The sequence below is a fragment of the Myxococcus llanfairpwllgwyngyllgogerychwyrndrobwllllantysiliogogogochensis genome (assembly GCF_006636215.1).
In the GTDB taxonomy this organism is placed as follows: Bacteria; Myxococcota; Myxococcia; order Myxococcales; family Myxococcaceae; genus Myxococcus; species Myxococcus llanfairpwllgwyngyllgogerychwyrndrobwllllantysiliogogogochensis.
Genome location: NZ_VIFM01000009.1, coordinates 62,987 through 84,834, shown reverse-complemented (window position 1 = coordinate 84,834; position 21,848 = coordinate 62,987). Strand labels below are relative to the sequence as shown.

Below are 21,848 nucleotides of genomic sequence, written 5' to 3'. Positions count from 1 at the left end.
ACTAGCACAGCAAGAGGGCTCCCGCTCGCGGGAAATGTGGATGAGTCGGCCAGCGGAAGCAGCCACCGACATCAGGCTATGAGACCATCAACGCTCGCCATGGCCCGGACCGTCCGCCCCCGTGTCTTCGTGACCCGCCAGCTCCCTGGAGAGGCCCTCGGCCGACTGAGCAGGCTCGTGGACCTGTCCGTCTGGGAGGAGGAACTGCCACCTTCCCGTGACACCTTGATGGCCCAGGCGGCCCTCTGCGAGGGGCTCGTCACCTTGCTGACGGACCGGGTGGACGCTCGCCTGCTTGACTGCGCCCCGAACCTCCGGGCGGTCAGCAACGTGGCCGTGGGCTACGACAATATCGACGTTCCCGCCTGCACCGGGCGGCGCGTGGCGGTGGGAAATACCCCAGGCGCCCTCACGGAGACCTCCGCGGACTTCGCCTTCGCCCTGATTCTGGGGCTGGCCCGGCGCGTGGCGGAGGCGGACGCCTTCGTCCGGGCGGGCAAGTGGAAGACCTGGAGCCCCACCCTCCTCCTGGGGACGGATGTGTACGGCGCCACCCTGGGTATCGTCGGCCCGGGGGCCATCGGCGCGGCGGTGGCCCGGCGGGCCCGGGGCTTCGGGATGCGCATCCTGTACGTCAGCCGCGAGCCGAAACCGGCGCTGGAGGCCCAGACGGGCGCCCGCCAGGTGGACAAGGCCACGCTCCTGGCCGAAGCGGACATCCTCACCCTGCATGTCCCGTTGACTCCCGCGACGAAGCACTGGGTGGGACGCGCGGAGCTGGCCGCGATGAAGCCGGGGGCGCTGCTCGTCAACACGGCGCGAGGCGGAGTCATCGACCAGGACGCCCTCGTCGAGGCCCTTCGCGAGGGAAGGCTGGGAGGCGCGGCCCTGGACGTGACGCAGCCCGAGCCCCTTCCCCCTGACAGCCCGCTGATGACCCTGCCCAACGTCCTGCTGGCGCCGCACATCGCCAGCGCGTCACATGCGACGCGGGGGCGCATGGCCTCCATGGCGGTGGACAACCTGCTGGCCGCGCTGGAGGGACGGCGGCCACCCCACTGCGTCAACCCGGAGGTCTTCGAATGAGCCTGCCCGCCGCGAGCATCACCGACACCACCCTCGTCGCCGACCTGAATGCCCGCCTGCGCGACGTGCCGGACTTCCCCAAGCCGGGCATCGTCTTCAAGGACATCACCCCCGTGCTCGCGGACCCGCGCCTGTTCGGCCGGGTCATCAACGCCATGGCCGCGCCGTTCCGGGGCCAGCACATCACCAAGGTCGTCGGCGTGGAGGCCCGCGGCTTCCTCCTCGGCGCGCCCATCGCCCTCGCGCTGGGCTCGGGCTTCGTCCCCGCGCGCAAGCCGGGCAAGCTGCCCCACCGCTCCATCGTGGAGCGCTACTCGTTGGAGTACGGCGCGGATGGCGTGGAGATGCACGAGGACGCCATCCTCCAGGGCGAGCGCGTGCTGGTGGTGGATGACGTGCTCGCCACCGGTGGCACGGCGGAGGCCACCGCGAAGCTGGTGAAGCGACTGGGCGGAGAGCTGGTGGGCTTCAGCTTCCTCATCAGCCTCGACTTCCTCGAGGGTCCCCAGCGCCTGGGGCGCGACAAGGTGACGACGCTGCTGACGTTCTGACGGGACGCCCCGGCAAGTCCTAGCGACCCGGGCCTCCATCCCTTCCCCGCCCGCCTGCTGCCGTGCTTCCGGCGCATGTCCACCTGAGGAAAGAAGCCTCGTTCGACAGGGGGAGACATGCCCGAGGTGCGCTCCACCGGTGGTGCCCGCATTCGCTACGACGACGTCGGCCAGGGAGCGCTCACGCTGCTCTTGATTCCCGGCTGGTGCACCCGCCGCGACATCTTCAGTCCTCTCGTCACCCTCTGTGCCGAGCGACACCGGGTGCTCTGCGTGGACCTGCGCGGCCACGGAGAATCCGAACACGGTGACGAAGACTTCGACAGCGACACCGTGCTCGAGGACCTGCTCGCCGTGATTGACGCCAGCGGCGCGCGGCAGGTGGTGCCGGTGGCCATCTCCCATGCGGGCTTCCTGGCGCTGGAGCTGCGGCGCGAGCTGGGCGCGGAGCGAATCCCCCAGCTCGTGGTGCTGGACTGGATTGTCACCGAGCCGCCCCCGCCCTTCCTGGCGACGCTTCGGGGCCTGATGTCGGAGCGCTGGGGACGCACGCGCGACGAGCTGTTCCAGCAGTGGACCCGGGGCGTGGAGAACAAGGACGTCCTGCGCGCCGTCCATGAGGACATGCTCGAGTTCTCCGAGGAGATGTGGGCCCGGGCCGCGCGCGAAATCGCCGCCGCCTACTCGCGGGAGGGCTCACCGCTTCGCGCACTCGCCGGACTGAGCCCCGCGACGCCGACGCTGCACCTGTACTCGCAGCCGGACACGCACGACTACCTGGAGACCCAGGTGGCCTTCGCCGCCACCCATCCGTGGTTCCACGTCATGAAGCTGCCCGCCGTCAGCCACCTGCCCACGCTGGAGGTACCGGGGCTCGTCGCCGTCGGAATCGAGGCCCTCGTCTCGGGACGGAGGACCGCCGTCAGCACGACCCACCCGGACCTCGGCCCCCAGGGCTGACCTCCCCCCGCCGCCCCAGGAGCGATTGACACCACGACTCCGCCTGTTTATAAGTTGGTCACACAACCAATAAACAAGGCCATCATGCCCCGTCCGTCCAACACCGAGGAGCGCCGACAGCAAATCGTCTCGGGCCTGCTGCGGGTCATGTCGGAGCGCGGCTATGAGCGGGCCTCCGTCAACGAAATCGCGAAGGCGGCGGGCCTGAGTCCGGGGCTGGTGCACTACCACTTCAGCGACAAGCAGGAGATTCTGCTCGTGCTGGTGCGGCAGCTCGCGGCGCGCGCGCGGGAGCGGGTGGCGAAGCGCTTCGAGCGGCTTGGAGCCGACGATGCGCGCGGCCGTATCGACGCCTTCCTGGACGCCTTCCTCGCGACGGGCGCGGACGCGGACACGAGCGCGGTGGCGGGCTGGGTCACCATCAGCGCGGAGGCGATTCGTCAGCCGGAGGTCCGCGCCGCCTACGAGCAGGTGGTGCGCGCGGACCTGGAGCAGCTCGAGGCGCTGGTGGCGGTGCTGGTGGGAAAGCGCAAGGCGCGGGCGCTGGCGGCGGGTCTCTTCGCGGCGGTGCAGGGCTACTTCGTCCTCTCGGCCAGCTCGCCCGGACTGGTGCCGGCGGGCTCCGCCGCGAACACCGTGAAGCACATGGCCGCGGGCCTCCTGGACACCTCGGCGGCGAGGGAGGGCGCATGAAGACCTCCACGAAGCTGGGCCTCCTCTCGAGCCTCTATCTCTCGCAGGGCCTGCCGTTCGGCTTCTTCACACAGGCGCTCCCGGTGCTGCTGCGCCACCAGGGCCTGTCGCTTCCGGCCATCGGCCTGGCCCATCTGCTCGCGCTGCCATGGGCCCTGAAGTTCCTCTGGGCCCCCTTCATGGACCGGCATGGCTCCGCGCGGTGGGGCCTGCGGCGCGGCTACATCCTCCCGTTGCAGTGCCTCAGCGCGGGCCTGTTGCTGTCGCTCGCCCTGCCCGACTCCACGGTGGACACGCGCCTGCTGCTCGCGGCGGTGCTCGGCGTCAACCTGCTCGCGGCGACGCAGGACGTGGCGACCGATGGGCTCGCGGTGACGCTGCTTTCGCCCTCCGAGCGCGGCTGGGGCAACGGCATCCAGGTGGCCGCCTATCGCGTGGGCATGATTCTGGGCGGCGGCGTCATGCTCGCCGTGTTCGACAAGGCGGGCTGGCGTCCCACGCTCCTGGCCCTCGGCCTGACGTTGCTCGTCGCCACCGTGCCCGTGGCCCTCTACCGCGAGCCGCCCACCGAGCCCGCCCCCCGCGCGAGCCTGGGCCTCGAATGGTGGTGGCGACGCCCGGGCGCCGCGACGTGGCTCGTCCTCCTCGTCGTCTATAAGGCGGGCGAGGCGCTGGCCACGGGCATGCTGCGCACCTTCCTGGTGGACCGAGGCCTGACACTGACGGACATCGCGTGGCTGCTGGGAGGCGTGGGCTTCACGGCGGGGCTCCTGGGCGCGCTCATCGGCGGCAGCCTCGTGGTGAAGCTCGGACGGCGCAGGGCGCTGCTGCTCTTCGGCGTCATCCAGGCCACGGCGGTGCTGCTGTACGCGCTCGTCGCCAGCTTCCCCTCGTCGCTGCCCTGGCTCACCGCCGTGTGCGCCGTGGAGCACGTGGCCAGCGGCATGGCCACCGCCACCGTCTTCACCGCGATGATGGACGCATGCAGGCCCGAGCACGCCGCCACCGACTACACCGTGCAGGCCTCGCTGGTGGTGCTCGCCACCGGCGCGGCGGCGGCCGTCAGCGGCTTCAGCGCGCAGGCCCTGGGCTACCCCGGACACTTCGCCCTGTCCGCGCTGCTCTGCCTCGCGGGCACGCTCTACGTGGCACTCGCCTTCCACCCGTCCCGGGAGCCAACGCCCGGAACACCCGAGGTGTCGTCGTGACCATCGCCGTCTATGCAGGCAGCTTCGACCCCGTCACGGCGGGACACCTGTCCGTCGTGCGACAGGCCGCGCGATTGTTCGGCCACGTCGTCGTCGTGGTGGCCATCAACCCCGCCAAGAACACCCTGCTCTCCCAGGACGAGCGCATGGCGCTGGTGCGCGAGGCCGTGGCCATGCACCCCAACGTCACGGTGGCGTGGACGCAAGGCCTCATCGTCGACTACGCGCGGGCCATCGGCGCAAGCGTGCTCCTGCGCGGCGTGCGCGGGGCCACCGATGCGCAGTTCGAGACGGAGCTCGCCCAGAACAACCGCGCGCTCGCCCCCGAAATCTCCACCCTCTTCCTCCCCGCCGAGGCCCACCTCGCCGAGGTGAGCAGCAGCGGCCTCAAGCAGCGCGTCGCCCGGGGCGAGGACGTTTCGGCCTTCTGTCCTCCCTCGGTCGCGGCGAAGCTGCGCGAGCGACTCGACCCGTCCCTCCGGAGCCAGCCATGAGCCTGTCCTTCACTCCCCTGGGCGTCGGTGACGCCTTCTCCGCCCTCTACTATTCCTCGTGTCTGGCGGTGGAGGCGGAGGACCAGGTGCTCCTCGTGGACTGTCCGCACCCCATCCGGAAGATGATGCGCGAGGCGGCCCTGTCCTCCGGTGTCCCACTCGACGCGGACCGCGTCAGCGCCGTGGCCCTCACGCACCTGCACGCGGACCACGCCTCCGGCCTGGAGGGCCTGGGCTACTTCTCCTTCTTCGTGCTCAAGAAGAAGCTGGAGCTGCTCACCCATCCGGACGTGGCCGAACGGCTCTGGGAAGGACACCTGGCCGCGGGCATGGAGTGCCTCATCGAGAAGCGGGGAGAGCCTCCCAACCCGAAGCACTTCGAGGACTACTTCGAGCACACGCCGCTCTCCACCGAGTCGGCCGTGCGGCACGGGCCCTTCCTCATCGAAGCCCGGATGACGTACCACCACGTGCCCACCACCGCGCTGCGCATCCACGCGGGAGGCCGGTGCCTGGGCTACAGCGCGGACACCGCCTTCGACGAGGGCCTCATCGACTGGCTGTCACGCGCGGACCTGGTCATCCACGAGACGAACTACGGCGTGCACACGCCCTACGAGAAGCTCGCCGCCCTGCCGGAGGGGCTGCGCGCCCGAATGCGCCTCATCCACTACCCCGACGACTTCGACACCGCGGCCAGCGTCATCGAGCCGCTGCAACAAGGCCGTCGCTACACCGTCTGAGGACCGGGCGCCCGCCCGGTGAGGCAACGGGCGCCCACGTCCCAGTCACCCGTTACTGCGAGAAGATGAGCAGCGAGTACGGGCCAATGGCGAAGTTCGCGTTTTGGGCCATGCCGTCCTTGGCGCCGCTGTTCGTGGAGGTGTTCGCCGACGGGGTGTTGCCGAAGTCGGACGAGTACCCGTTCCAGTCGCTGTTGAAGCGCAGGTACCACGTCCCCGCCCGGGGGAAGCCGATGTTGTAGCTGGAGTAGGAGGTGCCGCTGAAGTTGGCGACGATGACGACGTCATCCCCTCCGCCACCGCTGTCCCAGCGGTGATACGCGAGCACCTTGTTGGTGTTGTTGACGTGGTGGACGTTGACGTTGCCACCGCGCAGGCCGCGCGTGTTGTTGTTCCAGTTGCGGCGCAGGCGGATGAGGTCGCGGTACAGCGTCTTGATGCCGCCGTAGGGGGTCAGCTTGCCCCAGTCCAGCGGGTCGCCGTCCGCGAAGTAGCCATCCTCCAGGAACTCCTGCCCCTGGAACATCATCGGGATGCCCGGCGAGGTGAACGTAATCCCCGCGACGAGCGTGGAGCGCTTCTTCGCCGCCCAGCTCCCCGCGTTGCCCGGCCAGATCTCCTCCGGCACGCGCGCATGGCCGTTGGCCACCTCGTCGTGGCTCTCCGTGTAGATGACGCGCGCGTGAGAGCGGCCGCTGAAACGCTGGGTAATCGCGTCACGCACCGCGAACATGTTCCGGTTGGCGTCGTTCTGCTCGATGGCCGCCGTGCGCAGGGGGTGCACGAACTCCGCCGTCCACTGCGCGTCGAAGCCCGCGCCGCCAGCGAAGTCGCTCGTCGCGTCGTTGGTGATGGAGTCACCGCCGCCGAAGTCCTCGGCGATGGAAATCTTCCAGGGCTTGTTCGCGTTGATTTCGCGGTTGATGGAACGGAACACCTGCCACGCCGACGGGATGTCACCCGAGCCGTCAATCGTGCGCATGTACTTCGTGGCGTCCCAGCGCAGACCATCCGCGCGGAAGTTGTCCAGCAGGTTCATCATCGAGTCGCGGATGTACGCACGCACCTCGGGACGGCCGTAGTCCGGACGCGTGTCGCCCCACGGCGTCACCTTGCGGCTGTCGGTGAAGAAGTACTCGCCGCCGTTGCCCAGGCAGTCGCCGCTGAAGCACCACATGGGCAGGTCACTGGGCCCGTAGTGGTTGTGCACCACGTCGAAGATGACGCCGATGCCCCGGTAGTGCGCCTCGTCCACGAAGTGCTTCATGTCGTTGGGCGAGCCATACGCGCTCTCCGGCGCGAACGGGAAGGCCGCGTTGTAGCCCCAGGAGAAGTCCCCGGCGAACTCATACGCCGGCATCACCTTCACCATGTTGACGCCCAAATCCCTCAGGTAGTCGAGCTTGGCGATGGCGCTGTTCCAGTTGCCCGGCCCGAAGCCCGGAGAGTCGTGGAACGTGCCCACGTGCATCTCGTAGATGACCATGTCGTTGAAGGCCGGCGTGCTGAACTGCTGCGCGTTCCACCAGTACTCGCCATGGTCATAGATGATGCTGGCGCCCGTGGAGTTCTCCTGCCACGCCGAGCGTGGGTCCGCGCGCCACGCGTCGCTGCCCCACTGGTTGCGCGTCACGAACTTGTACTTCTGCCCCTTCACCGCGCCCGCGACGTCGGCGGAGAAGTTGCCGTTGAACTCGTTGCCCAGCTCCACCCAACCCCAACTGCTGAAGTCGCCCGCCACGAAGACGCGACTGGCCAGCGGCGCCCAGGTGCGGAACGTCGTACCACCCGAATAGACAGTGGCTCCCATGCCCGGTCGCGTCGATGACGTGAGCTGCTGGACGACCTGCGCTGTCTCCTGACCGGAGCCCTGTTGCTTCTCGAGCGCGGCCTCGCCGCAGCCGAACAAGCCGGCCAGCAGCAACGCGCTCAACACGTTGTGTCGCATGGTGACAACCTCCTCTTGTGGTCAAGGCGGGTCCTAGCAACCGCAGTGAAGTGCGAGCAAACCGCCTACGTGTGATTCCTGTAACTTTCGGTCATGACACGCCGCAGCAGCGTTTCACGTTTTCCAGGGATGACGTCGAATCAAGACGGGGCTTGAAGGCGGGGGTGCTCGCCTTCGCCTCGTGAGTGCGCTACTTCCGCGAGCCCCGGCGCCGTGCGGGCGCCCCTGGAGAACGACTCGCGATGACGACCTCGACAGCGCTGGCCCGACGTGGGGCCCTGCTCCTGCCGCTCGCGCTGTTCCTGGCACTGACTCCGAGCCACTCGCGGGCCGCCGTCCCCGCGGCCCCCAAGGGCACGACACGACTGACATTCCTCCACCTGGCGGACGTGTACCAGGTGCAGCCCCAGGAGCATGGTGACCGGGGAGGGCTGGCGCGGGTGGCCACGCTGCGCAAGCAGGTGCTGAAGGAGTCCCCTGCTCCGCATGTGCTGACGCTGCTGGGAGGCGACACGCTGTCGCCGTCGGTGGAGTCGCTGCTCGACGTGGACGGCAAGCAGCTCAAGGGCCGGCACATGGTGGATGCGTGGAACGCGCTGGGCCTGGATGTCGCGGTGCTGGGCAACCACGAGTTCGACTTCGGCGACGACGTGCTTCGCGAGCGCATCCGCCAGTCGCGCTTCCCGTGGCTGGGCGCCAACGTGACGGACGCGAAGACGGGCGCGCTGTTCGAGGGCGTGAAGGCCTACGAGGTCCGCGAACTGGGGGGCATCCCCGTGGGCCTGTTCGGCGTGGTGCTGACCGAGACGAAGACCTCGACGAAGGCGGGGCCGGACACCCAGTTTGGCGACATCTGCGCGGCGGCGAAGGACGCGGTGGCGAAGCTGCGCGAGGCCGGGGCCAAGGTCGTCGTGGGGCTGACGCACCTGCCGCTGGAGCAGGACCGGCAGCTGGCGAAGTGCGTGAAGGTGGACGTGATTCTGGGCGGGCATGACCACGTGGGCGCGGCGGACCGCACCACGGGCACGCCCATCTTCAAGGTGCCCGCGGAGGCGGTGGAGCTGGGCCGGCTCTCGCTGGACGTGGACCCCGCGACGGGCACGGTGCGCAAGGTGTCCTGGACGCGGATTCCCGTCACGAAGAAGGTGCCGGAGGACGCGGAGTTCAACGAGGCGATGAAGGCCTACGGGCCGCTGTTCGCCCGGCTGGCGGAGCCCGTGGGCCGCACGCCGGTGGCCCTGGACGCGCGCAGCACGCAGGTGCGCACGCGGGAGACGAACCTGGGCTCATTCGTCGCGGACGCCTTCCGCGAGGCCGCGGGCGCGGACGTGGCCGTCGTCAACGGGGGCGCGCTGCGCGCGGACACCGTGCTGCCCGCGGGTGTCATGACGCGCCGGGATTTGCACTCGCTGATGCCCTACACGGACGAGCTCGTGGTGGTGGAGCTCCGAGGCGCCACGCTGCGCGCGGCCCTGGAGAATGGCGTCAGCCTGGCTCGCGAGGACTCGAGGCCGGGCCGCTTCCTCCAGGTCTCCGGCATGCGCTTCACGTTCGACCCGCGCAAGCCCGCCGGAGCGCGCGTGGTGGACGTGAAGGTCCACGGCAAGCCGCTGGACGCCGAGGCCACGTACCGGCTCGCCACGCTGAGCTTTCTCACCAGCGGCAAGGATGGCTACGACGTGCTCAAGGGCCAGCCCACCACGCCCGCGCTGAAGGACGGACGCTCGCCGCTGGACGTGCTCGCGGACGCGTTCAAGTCAGGCAAGCCCGCGCCGCGCGCGAAGCCCGAAGGCCGCATCACCCGCCTGGGCGGAAGCGCGCTCGCCCCGGACGCGCGCAGACCCGCACCTCCGCTGAAATAGCCCTGGCTGGAATTCGCGCGCCCTCACATCCAGTTTCAGACAATCCGACCGCTTGAAACCTGGGTGCATTTCGCCCCGTGTCTGGCAATGAACGCGAGGGATTGCTCCACTCGCGCGCCGGCGGAGCACCCCTTCATCTCCGACGAGACAAACCCGGCCCGGGAGAGCTCCCCACCACCCCCACGCGGGAGTTCCCATGGCCGATTTGGTGACGTTTCAATTGCCGCAATCCGTGAGTGGAAGCGAGTCCGACGTCGCGCTCGGGCTCACCATGATTCGAGCCTGGCGACGCGACGGCATCTTCCAGCTCCGGATGAGTGAGGCCCAGTTGGAGAAGGCCCAACGCGCCTTCGAGTCGAGCCGCCGCTTCTTCCGCCAACCCCTGGAGGACAAGGCCCGGTGCGTGAGTGATTCGACGTACAGCGGCTACGTCGCCTCCGGCGAGGAGCTGACGGCGGGCGAGGCGGACTACTCGGAGATCTTCACCGTCTGCAAGGACGTGCCCCTCACGGATGCGCGCGTGCAGGCACGCTGGCCCTGCCATGGCCCCGCGCCGTGGCCGGACGAGACGTACCGCCGCGACATGAAGGAGCACACCGACGAGCTCGGCTCCACGGGAGAGCGCCTGTTGCGACTGGTCGCGCTGGGCCTGGGCCTGGAGGTGGGCGCGCTCACGGCGCTGACGCGGGATGGCTGGCACCACATGCGCGTGCTGCGCTTCCCCGCCCGCTCCACCACGGCGACGCGCGGCATCGGCGCGCACACCGACTACGGGCTGCTGGTCATCGCCGCGCAGGACGACGTGGGAGGGCTCTACATCCGCCCGCCCGTCGAGGGAGAGAAGCGCCGCCGCAACTGGCTGCCGGGTGAGAGCTCCGCGGGCATGTACGAGCACGACGAGCCGTGGACCTTCGTGAAGCCCGTGCCCGATGTCCTGACGGTGTTCCCGGGCGACATCCTCCAGTTCCTCACGCGGGGATATCTCCTGTCGACGCCGCACAAGGTGGCGCTCAACACGCGCGAGCGCTTCGCGATGGCCTACTTCCACGAGCCCCACTTCGAGGCGTGCGTCCGCCCCCTGACGACGCCCGGGCCCGACGAGTACATCCACTACGGCTCGCACTTCACGAACATGTTCATGCGCTGCTACCCGGACCGCATCACCACCCAGCGCATCCTCGACGAGGACCGGCTGACGACGCTGGCCTGGCTGCGAGAGGACGCCGTCCTGCGCACCGCGCCCGTGGAAGACCTGCCCCTGCCCCTGCACCGCGCGGCGAGCTGAGCCCTCGGGACGACGACGCCACCGTCACGGCGTCGTCCACCCTCGAAGCCGATACACGATTCGCCCCGCCAGCTCGCGCAGCACGTCCGTGCTCTGCGACAAGGAGGACGCCCGAGGCACCCAGCTCAATCGCCCCGGGCGCGTGGCCGGCATCCGCGCGTCCACCGGCAGCGTGTCCGGCCGCAGGCCCACCGCGGCGAAGCAGCCCGCGGCGCGAGGCATGTGCGCCGCGCTCGTTACCAGGAGCAGCCGCTTCCAGCCCCGCTCGCGGATGATGCGCTCGGACTCCAGCGCGTTCTCCCGCGTGTTCCGGCTCCTGCCCTCGGTGACGATGCGCTCCGAGGGCACGCCCCATTCCTGGAGCAGGCGCGACAGCACGTCCGCCTCCACCACCGCCTGGGGACGCGGGTCCAACGAGCCTCCCGAGATGAAGACGTGACTCGCACGCCCCTCGCGCACGAGTTCGAAGCCCTTCAGCACGCGCTCGGATGCGGCGTTGAACTCGATGCGGCCCGAGCGCTCCGTGGCGGAAGGGTCCAACCCTCCGCCCAGGACGATGACAGCGTCGTACGTCACGCCCGGCACGGACGTGTCCTGTGCGCCCGACTCCGCCGCGTACGTCAGGAGCGTGGACACCGCCTCGGTGGAGAAGAGGTAGAGCACCAGCAGTCCCGCGACGGCGAGCCCTCGGGAGAGCCGGGGCCCGCGGCGAACAAGGCCGCTGACGAGCAGGAGCAGCAACGCCCAGGTGAGCGGTGCCAGGAAGAGGTCCAGCACCTTCGAGAGAATCAGGAACACGTGGCGCGGAGGCCCTTCAGCGCTCGCCCCAGTGGAGCTTCTGGCGAAGGATGGAGAAGTAGGCCACGCGGGGGTTTCGCACCAGGTTGACGCGGTTGGCGGAGCGCACCACCTCGATGCAGTCGCCGCCCTGCAGGCCGTGGCCCGTCTGCCCATCCAGCGTGAGGTACGTGTCCGCCGTCTCGCTGCGCAGCGTGATTCGGATGGTCCGGTCCGCCGGCACGACGATGGAGCGCTGGGTGAGCGCGTGCGAGCAGATGGGCGACAGCACCGTGCAGTCCACCGACGGGTGGACGATGGGGCCGCCGGCCGACAGCGAGTAGGCCGTGGAGCCCGTGGGCGTGGCGAGGATGACGCCGTCCGCCTTGTACGTGGTGATGGGCACCCCATCGATGGACGTCTCGTGGTCGGCGATGCGCGCCAGCGCGCCCTTGTTGATGACCACGTCGTTGAGGATTTCGTCCTCGATGAGCACGCTGCCGTTGCGGATGAGCCGGCACGTCAGCTTCATGCGCGAGTCCACCTGGAAGCGGCCGGCCTGCACCTCCTCCAGCGTGGAGAACAGCTCCTCCACGGGAATCTCCGTCATGAAGCCCAGGCTGCCCAGGTTGACGCCCAGGATGGGGACGCCGCGTCCGCCCAGGAGCCGCGCCGCGTAGATGAGGGTGCCGTCACCTCCCAGCACCACGGTCAGGTCCGCTCGGGCCGCCAGCTCCCGGTCCTCCACCCGAGGCCACCCCAGGACATGGGCCAGGGAGCGGTCCCCCAGCACGGTGAGATGCGGGTAGTGCTCGCGGATACGGGCCGCCAGCGCCACCGCCTCCGGGTTGTCCTTCTTCGCGACGATGACGAGGGTCTGCACGCGGGAGGCTTTTTAATCCAGGCGGGCACCCGGGCGCTCCCCTGATTTGCGCAAGGGCCCTCCCATCGGACAGACGCCCCGGCGAGGTGCCCTCCGGGGCGCTAGGTTTGGAGCTTCCATGGACCTCTTCGAACATGCCGGCCAGAAGGAGCAGGCCCGTCGGGCCCCGCTCGCGGAGCGGATGCGTCCACGCGCCCTCGACGAGTTCGTCGGCCAGGAGCACATCACCGGAGAGGGCCGCTTCCTGCGCCGGGCCATCGAGAGCGACCAGGTCCCCAGCCTCATCCTCTGGGGGCCTCCGGGCACTGGCAAGACGACGCTCGCGGGGTTGGTGGCCCGCTCCACCGGGGCCGCCTTCGACTCGGTGTCCGCCGTCCTCGCCGGCGTGAAGGACATCCGCGAGACGGTGGCCCGCGCCCAGGAGCGGTGGAACCTGCATCGCCAGCGCACCTTCCTGTTCATCGACGAAATCCACCGCTTCAACAAGTCGCAGCAGGACGCCCTGTTGCCCCACGTGGAGAAGGGCACCGTGACGCTCATCGGCGCCACCACGGAGAACCCGTCGTTCGAGGTCAACGCCGCGCTCCTGTCCCGCTGCCGCGTCGTCACCCTGCGCGGCCTGGAGGAGGAGGAGCTGGTGCCGCTGCTGCGCCGGGCCGTCGCGGACGCACGCGGCCTGGGCGGCAAGGTGGTGGTGGAGGACGAGGCGCTGAGCTTCCTCGCGAGCACGGCCGGCGGAGACGCCCGCAAGGCCCTCACCGGCCTGGAGGTGGCCGCGGCCCACGGCGGCGAGAAGGTGGACCGCAAGGTCGCCGAGGAGGCCCTCCAGCAGAAGACGCTGCTCTACGACAAGGGCGGCGAGGAGCACTACAACGTCATCAGCGCCTTCATCAAATCCATGCGCGGCAGCGACGTGGACGGCGCGCTGTACTGGATGGTGCGCATGCTGGAGGCGGGCGAGGACCCCATCTTCGTCCTCCGGCGCATGGTCATCTTCGCCTCGGAGGACATCGGCAACGCGGACCCGCGCGCGTTGAGCGTGGCGGTGGACGCGCTGCGAGCCTTCCAGCTCGTGGGCCTGCCGGAGGGCACCCTGCCCCTCACCCAGGCCGTGACGTACCTGGCCCTGGCGCCCAAGTCGAACGCGGTCATCGCCGCGTACACCGCCGTGCGCGAGGCCGTGACGAAGGAGGGCGCGCTGCCGGTGCCGCTGCACCTGCGAAACGCGCCCACGAAGCTGATGAAGTCCCTGGGCTACGGGGGCGGCTACAAGTACCCGCACAACTTCGAGGGCAACTACGTCCCGGAGGACTACCTGCCCGAGGCCCTGCGCGCCCGGAGCTTCTACACCCCCACCCGCAACGGGCACGAGGCGGAGCTGGCCGAGCGCTACGAAGCCATCCAACGCCAGCTCGCGGAGCGAGTCCGCGAGCCTGGCGAGGAGGGATGAACTAGGAGGCTGCTTCCAACGTCTCCACTCCGTCGACGTCGTCGTCCTTGAGGACGCGCGGCTTCATGGAGCGGCCGGCGACTTCGTACTGCTTGAGCAGGCGGCGGAAGTTGGAGCGGTCCACGCCCGCGGCGCGCGCGGCGCTGGAGACGTTCTGGTTGTTCTTCTCCAGGAGCGCGGACAGGTAGCGGCGCTCGAAGGCGCGCATCGCCAGGCGCTTGGCCTGGGCGTACGGCAGGTGCGCCAGCGAGAAGACCTCCACCGCCGAGTCGGCCTGCGGCGCCGACTGGAAGCCGGGCGGCAGGTCCTCCACGTCGATGACCTCGTTGCTGGTGAGCACCACCGCGCGCTCGATGACGTTCTCCAGTTCGCGCACGTTGCCCGTCCACCGGTTGCAGGTGAGGGCCTCCATGGCGCGCGGGGAGATGCCCGCCACCTTCTTGTCCGCCTTGGAGGCGTACAGCTTCAGGAAGTGGTGCGCGAGCAGCGGCACGTCCTGCGGCCTGTCGCGCAGGGGCGGCAGGTCGATGGTGATGACGTTGAGGCGATAGAAGAGGTCCTCGCGGAACTTGCCCTGCTCCTTGGCGCGGGACAGGTCCACGTGGGTGGCGGCGATGACGCGCACGTCCACCTTGACGGGCTCGTTGGCGCCCACGCGCTTGACTTCACCCTCCTGCAGCACGCGCAAGAGGCGCACCTGGGTGGCGGGAGGCACATCGCCAATCTCATCCAGGAAGATGGTGCCGCCGTCGGCCGCTTCAAACAGGCCCTTCTTGTTGCCCGTGGCGCCGGTGAAGCTGCCCTTGATGTGGCCGAACAGCTCGCTCTCCAGCAAGGTCTCCGTGAGCGCCGAGCAGTTGACGGCGACGAAGGGCTTGTCCTTGCGCGAGCTGCGGTAGTGGATGGCGCGCGCCACCAGTTCCTTGCCCGTGCCGCTCTCACCCTGGATGAGCACCGTGGCGGTGGAGTGGCTGACGGTCTCCACCAGCTTGAAGACCGAGCGCATCTGCGGCGACTGGCCGATGAGGTCCTCGAACTGGCTGCGCACGGTGAGCGCCTCTTCCAGCGCGCGGGTGCGGTCCTTGAGCGCCTTGCGCTCGGCCGCCTTGGCCACCGTGAGGCTCACCTCGTCGATGTTCTCGAAGGGCTTGGTGAGGTAGTCGTACGCCCCCGCCTTCACCGCCTCCACCGCCGTCTCCACGGTGGCGAAGGCCGTCATCATGATGACCTCCACGTCCGGACGGTCCGCCTTGATTCCGCGGAGCAGGTCCATGCCGGACAGGTTCGGCATCTTGATGTCGAGGACGACGACGTCGATGGACGGGTCCTTGGCCGCCGTCAGACCTTCCACCGCGTCATCAATGGCCACCACCGGGTGGCCCTCGCGCTGGAGAATCTGCGTCACGGCCTTGAGGACGACGGAGTCGTCATCCACGACGAGGACTTTGGCGCGCTTGACTTGGTTCACGGCAACCTCTCGAGCTGCAGGGGAATGGGCAGGAAGACGGTGAAACGGGAGCCGGCGCCCACCTGGGTGTCGACGTGGAAGCTGCCCCCGTGGTCCTGGACGATGCGGTACGCGATGGACAGACCCAGCCCGGTGCCCTCACCGGGGGGTTTGGTGGTGAAGGAGGGCTCGAAGATGCGCGGCAGGTGCCGCTCCTCGATTCCGCAGCCGGTGTCGGACACCGCGAAGAAGCAGCGGTCTCCCTCGCGGCCCGTCTCCAGCGTCAGCTTGCCTTCGCGCCGGGGCAGCGCCTGAAGGCCATTCTGGAGCAGGTTGAGCACCACCTGCGCGAGCGTGCCGGGGTCCCCGTACACCTTGGGGAGCCCTTCCTTCAAACCCAGGGACAGCTCCGCGCGAGGCGTGGCCTTGATTTGCGCGCGGAAGAGCACCGCGGCGTCCTCCACGCAGCGCGACAGGTCGAACAGCCGCCGATCCTCCACGCGGCTGTGCCGGCTGAACTTCAGCAGGCTCTCGACGATGCGCTTGCAGCGCAGCGCGCTCTCTTCAATCAGTCCCAGCGATTCCAGGTCCGCGTCGTCGCGGCCCGCGTCGCGCGACATGAGCTGCGCGAACGCCAGGATGCCGCCCAGCGGATTGTTGATTTCATGCGCCACGCCCCCCGCCAGCTGCCCCACCGCCGCCATCTTCTCCGTCTCGATGAGCCGGCGCGTCATCGCCTGCTCCTCGGTGACGTCGCGATACGTGCACACCACCCGCTCATCCCCGGCCATGGGGTACGCGGCCACCACGTACGTCCTGCCCCCCTGCTGCACCTCACCGCGCGCGCCCTTGCCACTCTCCATCGCAGCCGGCAGCGGGCAGCCCGTGCACGGCTCGTTGCGGCCGAAGAGGTAGCGGTAGCAGGCGACGTCCGACGGAATCTGTTCGATGGAGCGCCCGGCCACGTGCGCGTACGCCAGGTTCGCCCGCCGCACCGCGAAGTCGCGACCGCGGACGACACACAGCGGCGTCTCCATGCAGTCGAACGACAGCTCCCACTCGCGCTTGGCCTGGCTGAGCATCCGCGTGCGCTGCGCGACGCGCTCCTCCAGGTCCGCGTTGAGCAGCTTCAGCTCCGCGTTCTGCGCCTGCGTCACCCGGTACAGCCGCTCGTTCTCCGCCTGCAGCGCGTACTGCTCGAACGCGCTCTTCACCGTCAGCACCAGGTGGCTGTCGTTCCAGGGCTTGGAGATGAAGCGGAAGATTTCGGAGCGGTTGATGGCCTCTTCAATGGCCTGCTGGTCCGCCTGCCCGGTGAGCATGATGCGCTGGGCGCGCGGCTCCTGCTGCTTCACCCGCGTCAGGAACTCCACCCCGTTCATCCCCGGCATGCGGAAGTCGGAGATGACGACCTCGGGACGGAACTCCTCCACCGTCCTCAGCGCCTGCTCGGCGTCCGTCGCGGTTTCGATATCCCAGTCACCCCGACGCAGCACCCGGCGGATGGACTTGAGGATGTTCTCCTCGTCGTCCACGAGCAGCAGCCGGCCGCGCGGGGCGGCTTCGGGCTTCGGGAGCTGTGCGGCGAGGGGTCCCATGGGATTCTTTCCGTCCCATGACATTTGCAATGCGTTTGCCAGCCGGTGGGGCACTGCAAACCCATGGAATCACGAGATGATTCGACTCCCCGACAATCGAGGGCCGGGGTCATCTTAGACTCACCCCCTATTCATGGGTCAATACCAACCCAGGGTCTTTGACCCAGGTCAGTCGCCCTGCGAGGAGGAGGGCGGCAAGAGGGACATTTGAGAGTGGAGACAGATGCGATCCCTCCCCTCGTCCTTGGCCCGGTAGAGGGCCTCGTCGGCGGTGAGCAGCAGCTGCTCGGGGCTGAGGACGGTGCGGTGGGGAAAACTGGAGACGCCCAGCGAGGCCGTCACCAGAAGTGCTCCATCCGGCCCTACCCGCAGGGTCGCCAAATCCCGGCGGACACGCTCCGCGACGGACAGGGCCCCCGTCAGGTGGGTGCGAGGCAGCAGGACGGCGAACTCCTCGCCCCCATACCGAGCCACCAGGTCCGTCTCGCGCACGCTGCGCTGGAGGGCGGCGGCCACCTCCCGGAGCACTCCGTCCCCCGCGGTATGGCCGTGCCTGTCGTTCACCTGCTTGAAGTGGTCCAGGTCCAACAGGATGAGCGCCAGCGGGTCGTCGTAACGCTGTGCCCGGCGGAACTCCTCGCGCAGCCGCTCCTGGAAATGGCGGTGGTTGTGGACGCCCGTCAGCCCGTCCGTCGAGGACAGCCGCTGCAGCTCACCCACCTGGTTGGATAGCTGAGTCAGCCGGGCCTGGGTCCGCAGGCTTTTTTCCACCCGGGCCCGCAGTTCTTCCGCATCCCATGGGTCAAAGACGACCTCAATTCCCTGAGCCAGCGCACCCAACCAGACGCCCCGGGTTTCCCTGTCCGCCAGGAGCACGATGGGGGGACCTGGCGGTCCTTCCAGGGCCAGCAACTTGTCGAGCCACTCCAGGGCTGACGGCTCGCCAGCCGAGCGGGCGACCCACACCACCAGGTCCACCTCTCGCGCCAGCGGGCCTACCTCGGGCCCTGGGGAGGCCAGCCGGAGGCAGAAGTCCTCCGGTCCGAGCGCCCGCGCCAGCCGGGCCAGGGTTGACTCCGCTTCGTCCACCACCAACAAGGTGCAGGGCCTGAGGGTCACAGTATCCCCGGAAAATGGTAACTCCACGGTACCACACAGGTGCTCTCGGGTGGGAGCCCCATGATTGATTTAGGACCCAGGGCTTGGTACCGAACCGCCGAGCAGTCCCCCCGCACCCCGAGGTCCTCCGTGGCCAAGTACCCCAGCATCAGCCTCTTCCTTCCCGCGTGGAACGAGGAGGACTACGTCGAACGGGCGGTGGGTCGGGCGTTGGAGGTGCTGCCGCAGCTCACGGACGACTTTGAAATCATCGTCGTCAACGACGCGTCGACGGACCGCACGCAGGAGCTGGCGGAGGCCATGGCGCAGCGGATTCCGCAGCTGCGGGTCATCACCCATCCGGTGAATCTGAAGTTGGGCGGGGCGATGCGCACGGGCCTCGCGGCGTCGACGAAGGACATCGTCGTCTACTCGGACATCGACCTGCCGTGGGACTTGCGGGAGCTGGAGCGCTCGCTGCACCTGCTGGAGTACCTGGAGGCGGACATGATTTGCGCCTTCCGGTTCGACCGCACGAGCGAGGGGCCCAAGCGCATCGTCTACTCGTTCGTCTACAACATGCTCATCCGGGCGCTGTTCGACATCCAGATCAAGGACGTCAACTTCAGCTTCAAGGTGATGCACCGCCGGGTGCTGGAGTCGATGGAGCTCAAGAGCCAGGGCTCGTTCATCGACGCGGAGCTGGTGGTGAAGGCCATCCGCAAGGGCTTCCGCGTGTTCCAGATGGGCGTGGACTACTTCCCGCGCACCCGTGGCGTGTCCACGCTGGCCTCGCCCTCGGTCATCGTGAAGATGGTGAAGGAGCTGGTGAAGCTGTACCCGGAGACGCGCACGCCGACGCCGCCCACGCAGCCGGTGCGCCTGCCTCCGTCGGTGCAGCCGCTGCGCACGGTGTCCTCGGGCGGCCGTACGGCGCGGGGCTGAGCGGGCCGTGACTTCGCGCCCCACGCGCCTGGTGGTGAATGCGGACGACCTGGGGCTGCACCCGTCGCTGGACGCGGGCATCCTCCGAGCGCACCGCGAGGGCATCGTCACCAGTGCCACGTTGCTGGCCATGGGGCCCACGGCCAGCGAGGCCGCTTCCCGCGCGAAGACGCAGGGGCTCGCGGTGGGGCTGCACCTGGCGCTGTCCACGCGGCTGGCTCCGGCCGCGCCCGCGGAGTCAGTGAGCACGGTGGCGCCTGGAGGCAGGCTGCGGGGGAGCTGGGCGGACTTCGCGCGGGACTGGCTCCTGGGGAACGTGCGACGCGAGGAAGTGGCGCTGGAGCTGGACGCGCAGCTTCAGCGAGCGCGTGAGCTGGGCGTGGCGGTGGACCATCTGGACGGGCACCAGCACCTGCATGTGCTGCCGGGCATCAGGCCGCTCGTGGAGTCACTGGCCGCGCGCGAGAAGCTCCCCGTGCGCTGGCCGGACGCCCTGCCCCGCGTGTCGTGGCTGCGAACGCCTGGGCCCGCGCTGAAGACAACGCTGTTGACGGTGCTGGCGCGCACCGCGCCTCGTGCGCCCCAAGGCGTGCGACGGGTGAGCGCGGGAGGCGTGTTCGAGGCGGGGCGACTGGACGAGGCCGCGCTGCTCGCCGCGCTGGACGCCCTGCCCTCGGGTGACTTCGAGCTGGGCTGTCATCCCGGTGAGGGCGCCCCCCATGTGCCCGAGGACCCGGCGTGGCGTTATGGCTGGCAGGCGGAGCTGGCGGCGCTCACCAGTCCTCGCGTGAGGGCGCGCCTCGACGAGCGAGGCATCCAGCTCCACAGCTACGGGACGCTCGCCTCCGCGACGTAGAGCACACGAGCGAAGGCAACCCGCCTCGCGTCACTCACCTCGCCGCGGCGCCATGGCGCGCACGACCGAGTTCGGCCCGCATTGAATCGCGGCACAACGTTCGCGTCGCTCGCCTGGCGCACGACAAAAGACAGCCGCCTCGCGCCGTCGCGGCACGACCTACGGAGCACTCGCCTCCGCGATGTAGAGCACGTGCGGTGTCGTGTAGCCCCGTCCCAGGTCCACCACCTCGCGCACGGTGAAGCCCGCGTCCCTGAGCAGGGCCATCATCTCCGCGCGAGGCTTGAGCACCATTCCACCGCTCGCCTTCGTGCGCCGCAGCAGCGACACCATCACCCACTCCTGCGCCAACGCCTTGCGGTGCTTCCAGGAGCCGTCGCCTTCCACCTCCTTCAACAGGAAGCGTCCTCCCGGCTTGAGCAGGCCATGCACCGTGCGAAGGAACGCGGGCCACTTCGCCTCGGGCAGCAGGTAGAGCACGTCGCATACCACCGCCGTGTCACACGCGCGCGGCAGCGCGGGGGCCAGCACGTCCTCCACCGTCCCCTCCGCGAGCTTCACTTGCTGCAACCCCGACAGCGCCTCGCGCGCCCACGTCACCTTTCGGGGGTCTGGGTCCACGCCGTGCACCGTGCGACTCGGCTCCGCCAACGCCAGCAGCGCGGAGAGCAGGCCGTGCCCACAGCCGATGTCCGCCACGATGCCACCCGACACCCGCTCGGCCACCGCGAGCAGCGGCGCGGAGGACGCCCGCGCATGCACATGGAAGCGCTCGGCGGCGGGGAGTCCGGCGTACAGCGCGAGGGCCTGCTCGAGGAGCGTGCTCATGAGATGTAGTAGTCCGCGCCAAAGGCCCACGACAGGACGAGCAGCGACACCGCGCCCACCACGAGCGCCCCTTGAAGCACGCGCGGCCGCTGCCTCAACAAGAGCGCGCCCGTGAGGAAGACCGGGAACGAGGACAGCAGATACCGCCCCATGCCCATGAAGTCCTTCGTGGACCATGCGGGCAGGCCGACAATCGCCAGCACATACACCGCGTAGCCCCACCCCAAAAGCTTGCGCGTGGGCCACACCAACGCGAGCGCCAGGAAGGTGAAGAACGCGTGCGCGGCCAGTCGGAAGGCCTCGCGCTTGTCCGTGGGATTGAGCACCACGCGCTCGAACCAGCCCACCTTGAGCCACGTGTGCCAGCCGGGTTGCTGCGACCAGCCCGCCGCGCCCTGCACCTTCACGAAGGCGAGCGGGTCTCCGAACTGGTGCCACAGGTAGAGCATGTAGCAACCGAAGCCCAGGCCCGAGAGCACCGGCATGAAGTCCACCACGCCCCACTTCTCGCCCCGCGCGTGTTTCCACTCCAGCCGCCGCACGAGCAGCCCCAGCACCACCGCGGGCGCCACGGGCCGCGCCGCCGTGGCCACCGCCGCCACCAGCACCGCCGGAGCCAGGTGCCCCTTCTCCAGGAGCAGGAAGGACGACACCACCAGCAGGACGAACAGCGCGTCCGAGTACATGGCGCCGTAGAAGTACATGGTGAAGGGATACAGCGCCATCAACAGCCCGGCCTTCAGCGCCGTGTCGTCATCCGTCAGCAGCTTCGCCCAGCGCGTGAACATCAGCAGCGCCAGCGGGCCACACAGCAGGGTTATCAGCACCCCGGCCTGATAGACGTTGGGCCCCAGTGTCTCCACCGCGCGGATTACCAGCGGATAGAGCGGGAAGAAGGCCACCGAGCTCTGCTCGCCCGGCGTGTACTGGTAGCCCTCCTGGGCAATCCGCATGTACCAGCTCGAATCCCACGCCACCCAACCCATGGTGACGTACTCGTCCAACCGGACGACGGGGTTCTGCGGATTCTTGTGGAAGTAGCGCCACGCCCCCGCCGCCGCGGCTGCGCCGCAGAGCAGGACTGCGACGAGGACAACCAGGGCGATGGTGCGGGACGCGGAGCGGGCCATGCGGGC

At 69.2% G+C, this 21,848-nt stretch carries 20 protein-coding genes; 12 read left to right on the top strand and 8 right to left on the bottom strand.

Translation table 11 applies throughout. The features are described from left to right. Window positions 1-99 precede the first annotated feature (99 nt). From FJV41_RS04040 to FJV41_RS04010, 7 genes are all read left to right on the top strand, one after another. Window positions 100-1,086 carry a 2-hydroxyacid dehydrogenase gene (locus FJV41_RS04040; protein WP_141641067.1) on the top strand — a complete coding sequence of 329 codons (987 nt, stop codon included), beginning with the start codon at window positions 100-102 and terminating at the stop codon, window positions 1,084-1,086. Then, window positions 1,083-1,637 carry an adenine phosphoribosyltransferase gene (locus FJV41_RS04035; RefSeq protein ID WP_141641066.1) on the top strand — a complete coding sequence of 185 codons (555 nt, stop codon included), beginning with the start codon at window positions 1,083-1,085 and terminating at the stop codon, window positions 1,635-1,637. The genes FJV41_RS04040 and FJV41_RS04035 overlap by 4 nt, the downstream gene beginning before the upstream one ends. Window positions 1,638-1,754: 117 nt before the next feature. Further along, entirely contained in the window at window positions 1,755-2,597 is an 843-nt protein-coding gene (locus FJV41_RS04030) for an alpha/beta fold hydrolase (protein ID WP_141641065.1), read from the top strand. A gap of 84 nt (window positions 2,598-2,681) precedes the next feature. Then, the gene (locus FJV41_RS04025; protein WP_141641064.1) at window positions 2,682-3,290 is read left to right on the top strand and encodes a TetR/AcrR family transcriptional regulator; all 609 of its coding nucleotides are present in this window, start codon (window positions 2,682-2,684) and stop codon (window positions 3,288-3,290) included. Beyond that, window positions 3,287-4,498 carry an MFS transporter gene (locus FJV41_RS04020; protein WP_141641063.1) on the top strand — a complete coding sequence of 404 codons (1,212 nt, stop codon included), beginning with the start codon at window positions 3,287-3,289 and terminating at the stop codon, window positions 4,496-4,498. The genes FJV41_RS04025 and FJV41_RS04020 overlap by 4 nt, the downstream gene beginning before the upstream one ends. Next, a complete protein-coding gene (gene coaD / locus FJV41_RS04015) occupies window positions 4,495-4,992 on the top strand; it encodes a pantetheine-phosphate adenylyltransferase (RefSeq protein ID WP_141641062.1) in 498 nt (165 codons plus the stop codon). Before FJV41_RS04020 ends, coaD begins: the two co-directional genes overlap by 4 nt. Next, window positions 4,989-5,735: an MBL fold metallo-hydrolase gene (locus FJV41_RS04010; protein WP_141641061.1), complete on the top strand. Its 747-nt coding sequence runs from the start codon at window positions 4,989-4,991 to the stop codon at window positions 5,733-5,735. The genes coaD and FJV41_RS04010 overlap by 4 nt, the downstream gene beginning before the upstream one ends. A gap of 52 nt (window positions 5,736-5,787) precedes the next feature. On the opposite strand, the gene FJV41_RS04005 is transcribed toward FJV41_RS04010, so the two are convergent. After that, a complete protein-coding gene (locus FJV41_RS04005; RefSeq protein WP_141641060.1) occupies window positions 5,788-7,683 on the bottom strand; it encodes an alpha-amylase family glycosyl hydrolase in 1,896 nt (631 codons plus the stop codon). A 242-nt stretch (window positions 7,684-7,925) separates the two neighbouring features. On the opposite strand from FJV41_RS04005, the gene FJV41_RS04000 reads away from it, so the two are divergent. Both FJV41_RS04000 and FJV41_RS03995 read left to right on the top strand, forming a co-directional pair. Further along, window positions 7,926-9,545, top strand: a complete 1,620-nt coding sequence (locus FJV41_RS04000; RefSeq protein WP_141641059.1) for a bifunctional metallophosphatase/5'-nucleotidase — start codon at window positions 7,926-7,928, stop codon at window positions 9,543-9,545. 196 nt (window positions 9,546-9,741) lie between these two features. After that, complete coding sequence (locus FJV41_RS03995; protein ID WP_141641058.1) at window positions 9,742-10,830, top strand: 2-oxoglutarate and iron-dependent oxygenase domain-containing protein; 1,089 nt, start codon at window positions 9,742-9,744, stop codon at window positions 10,828-10,830. A gap of 24 nt (window positions 10,831-10,854) precedes the next feature. Here FJV41_RS03995 and FJV41_RS03990 read toward each other — a convergent pair whose 3' ends face one another. Both FJV41_RS03990 and FJV41_RS03985 read right to left on the bottom strand, forming a co-directional pair. Beyond that, on the bottom strand, window positions 10,855-11,628 hold the full coding sequence (locus tag FJV41_RS03990) for a YdcF family protein (RefSeq protein WP_141641057.1): 774 nt from the start codon (window positions 11,626-11,628) through the stop codon (window positions 10,855-10,857). Window positions 11,629-11,644: 16 nt separating this feature from the next. After that, window positions 11,645-12,490, bottom strand: coding sequence for an NAD(+)/NADH kinase (locus FJV41_RS03985; protein ID WP_141641056.1), 846 nt, complete (start codon window positions 12,488-12,490; stop codon window positions 11,645-11,647). Window positions 12,491-12,608: 118 nt separating this feature from the next. On the opposite strand from FJV41_RS03985, the gene FJV41_RS03980 reads away from it, so the two are divergent. After that, on the top strand, window positions 12,609-13,940 hold the full coding sequence (locus FJV41_RS03980) for a replication-associated recombination protein A (protein WP_141641055.1): 1,332 nt from the start codon (window positions 12,609-12,611) through the stop codon (window positions 13,938-13,940). Between the two features lies 1 nt (window position 13,941). Here FJV41_RS03980 and FJV41_RS03975 read toward each other — a convergent pair whose 3' ends face one another. The 3 genes from FJV41_RS03975 to FJV41_RS03965 form a co-directional block, all read right to left on the bottom strand. Beyond that, entirely contained in the window at window positions 13,942-15,408 is a 1,467-nt protein-coding gene (locus FJV41_RS03975; protein ID WP_141641054.1) for a sigma-54-dependent transcriptional regulator, read from the bottom strand. Next, window positions 15,405-16,985 carry an ATP-binding protein gene (locus tag FJV41_RS03970; RefSeq protein ID WP_141641053.1) on the bottom strand — a complete coding sequence of 527 codons (1,581 nt, stop codon included), beginning with the start codon at window positions 16,983-16,985 and terminating at the stop codon, window positions 15,405-15,407. Before FJV41_RS03970 ends, FJV41_RS03975 begins: the two co-directional genes overlap by 4 nt. 168 nt (window positions 16,986-17,153) lie before the next feature. Continuing rightward, window positions 17,154-18,104, bottom strand: coding sequence for a diguanylate cyclase (locus FJV41_RS03965; protein WP_181790368.1), 951 nt, complete (start codon window positions 18,102-18,104; stop codon window positions 17,154-17,156). A 129-nt stretch (window positions 18,105-18,233) separates the two neighbouring features. On the opposite strand from FJV41_RS03965, the gene FJV41_RS03960 reads away from it, so the two are divergent. Continuing rightward, window positions 18,234-19,028: a glycosyltransferase family 2 protein gene (locus FJV41_RS03960; protein WP_141641051.1), complete on the top strand. Its 795-nt coding sequence runs from the start codon at window positions 18,234-18,236 to the stop codon at window positions 19,026-19,028. Window positions 19,029-19,035: 7 nt separating this feature from the next. Continuing rightward, window positions 19,036-19,884, top strand: a complete 849-nt coding sequence (locus FJV41_RS03955; protein WP_141641050.1) for a ChbG/HpnK family deacetylase — start codon at window positions 19,036-19,038, stop codon at window positions 19,882-19,884. 159 nt (window positions 19,885-20,043) lie between these two features. Here FJV41_RS03955 and FJV41_RS03950 read toward each other — a convergent pair whose 3' ends face one another. Together FJV41_RS03950 and FJV41_RS03945 are read right to left on the bottom strand one after the other, a co-directional pair. Beyond that, window positions 20,044-20,712: a class I SAM-dependent methyltransferase gene (locus tag FJV41_RS03950; RefSeq protein ID WP_141641049.1), complete on the bottom strand. Its 669-nt coding sequence runs from the start codon at window positions 20,710-20,712 to the stop codon at window positions 20,044-20,046. Continuing rightward, the gene (locus tag FJV41_RS03945; protein WP_141641048.1) at window positions 20,709-21,842 is read right to left on the bottom strand and encodes a mannosyltransferase family protein; all 1,134 of its coding nucleotides are present in this window, start codon (window positions 21,840-21,842) and stop codon (window positions 20,709-20,711) included. Before FJV41_RS03945 ends, FJV41_RS03950 begins: the two co-directional genes overlap by 4 nt. Window positions 21,843-21,848 lie beyond the last annotated feature (6 nt).

Excerpts from the sequence above, each read along its gene's own strand:
- FJV41_RS04040 (WP_141641067.1), top strand. The coding sequence starts at position 100 with ATGGCCCGGACCGTCCGCCCCCGTGTCTTCGTGACCCGCCAGCTCCCT.
- FJV41_RS04035 (WP_141641066.1), top strand. The coding sequence starts at position 1,083 with ATGAGCCTGCCCGCCGCGAGCATCACCGACACCACCCTCGTCGCCGAC.
- FJV41_RS04030 (WP_141641065.1), top strand. The coding sequence starts at position 1,755 with ATGCCCGAGGTGCGCTCCACCGGTGGTGCCCGCATTCGCTACGACGAC.
- FJV41_RS04025 (WP_141641064.1), top strand. The coding sequence starts at position 2,682 with ATGCCCCGTCCGTCCAACACCGAGGAGCGCCGACAGCAAATCGTCTCG.
- FJV41_RS04020 (WP_141641063.1), top strand. The coding sequence starts at position 3,287 with ATGAAGACCTCCACGAAGCTGGGCCTCCTCTCGAGCCTCTATCTCTCG.
- FJV41_RS04010 (WP_141641061.1), top strand. The coding sequence starts at position 4,989 with ATGAGCCTGTCCTTCACTCCCCTGGGCGTCGGTGACGCCTTCTCCGCC.
- FJV41_RS04005 (WP_141641060.1), bottom strand. The coding sequence starts at position 7,683 with ATGCGACACAACGTGTTGAGCGCGTTGCTGCTGGCCGGCTTGTTCGGC.
- FJV41_RS04000 (WP_141641059.1), top strand. The coding sequence starts at position 7,926 with ATGACGACCTCGACAGCGCTGGCCCGACGTGGGGCCCTGCTCCTGCCG.
- FJV41_RS03995 (WP_141641058.1), top strand. The coding sequence starts at position 9,742 with ATGGCCGATTTGGTGACGTTTCAATTGCCGCAATCCGTGAGTGGAAGC.
- FJV41_RS03980 (WP_141641055.1), top strand. The coding sequence starts at position 12,609 with ATGGACCTCTTCGAACATGCCGGCCAGAAGGAGCAGGCCCGTCGGGCC.
- FJV41_RS03970 (WP_141641053.1), bottom strand. The coding sequence starts at position 16,985 with ATGGGACCCCTCGCCGCACAGCTCCCGAAGCCCGAAGCCGCCCCGCGC.
- FJV41_RS03950 (WP_141641049.1), bottom strand. The coding sequence starts at position 20,712 with ATGAGCACGCTCCTCGAGCAGGCCCTCGCGCTGTACGCCGGACTCCCC.
- FJV41_RS03945 (WP_141641048.1), bottom strand. The coding sequence starts at position 21,842 with ATGGCCCGCTCCGCGTCCCGCACCATCGCCCTGGTTGTCCTCGTCGCA.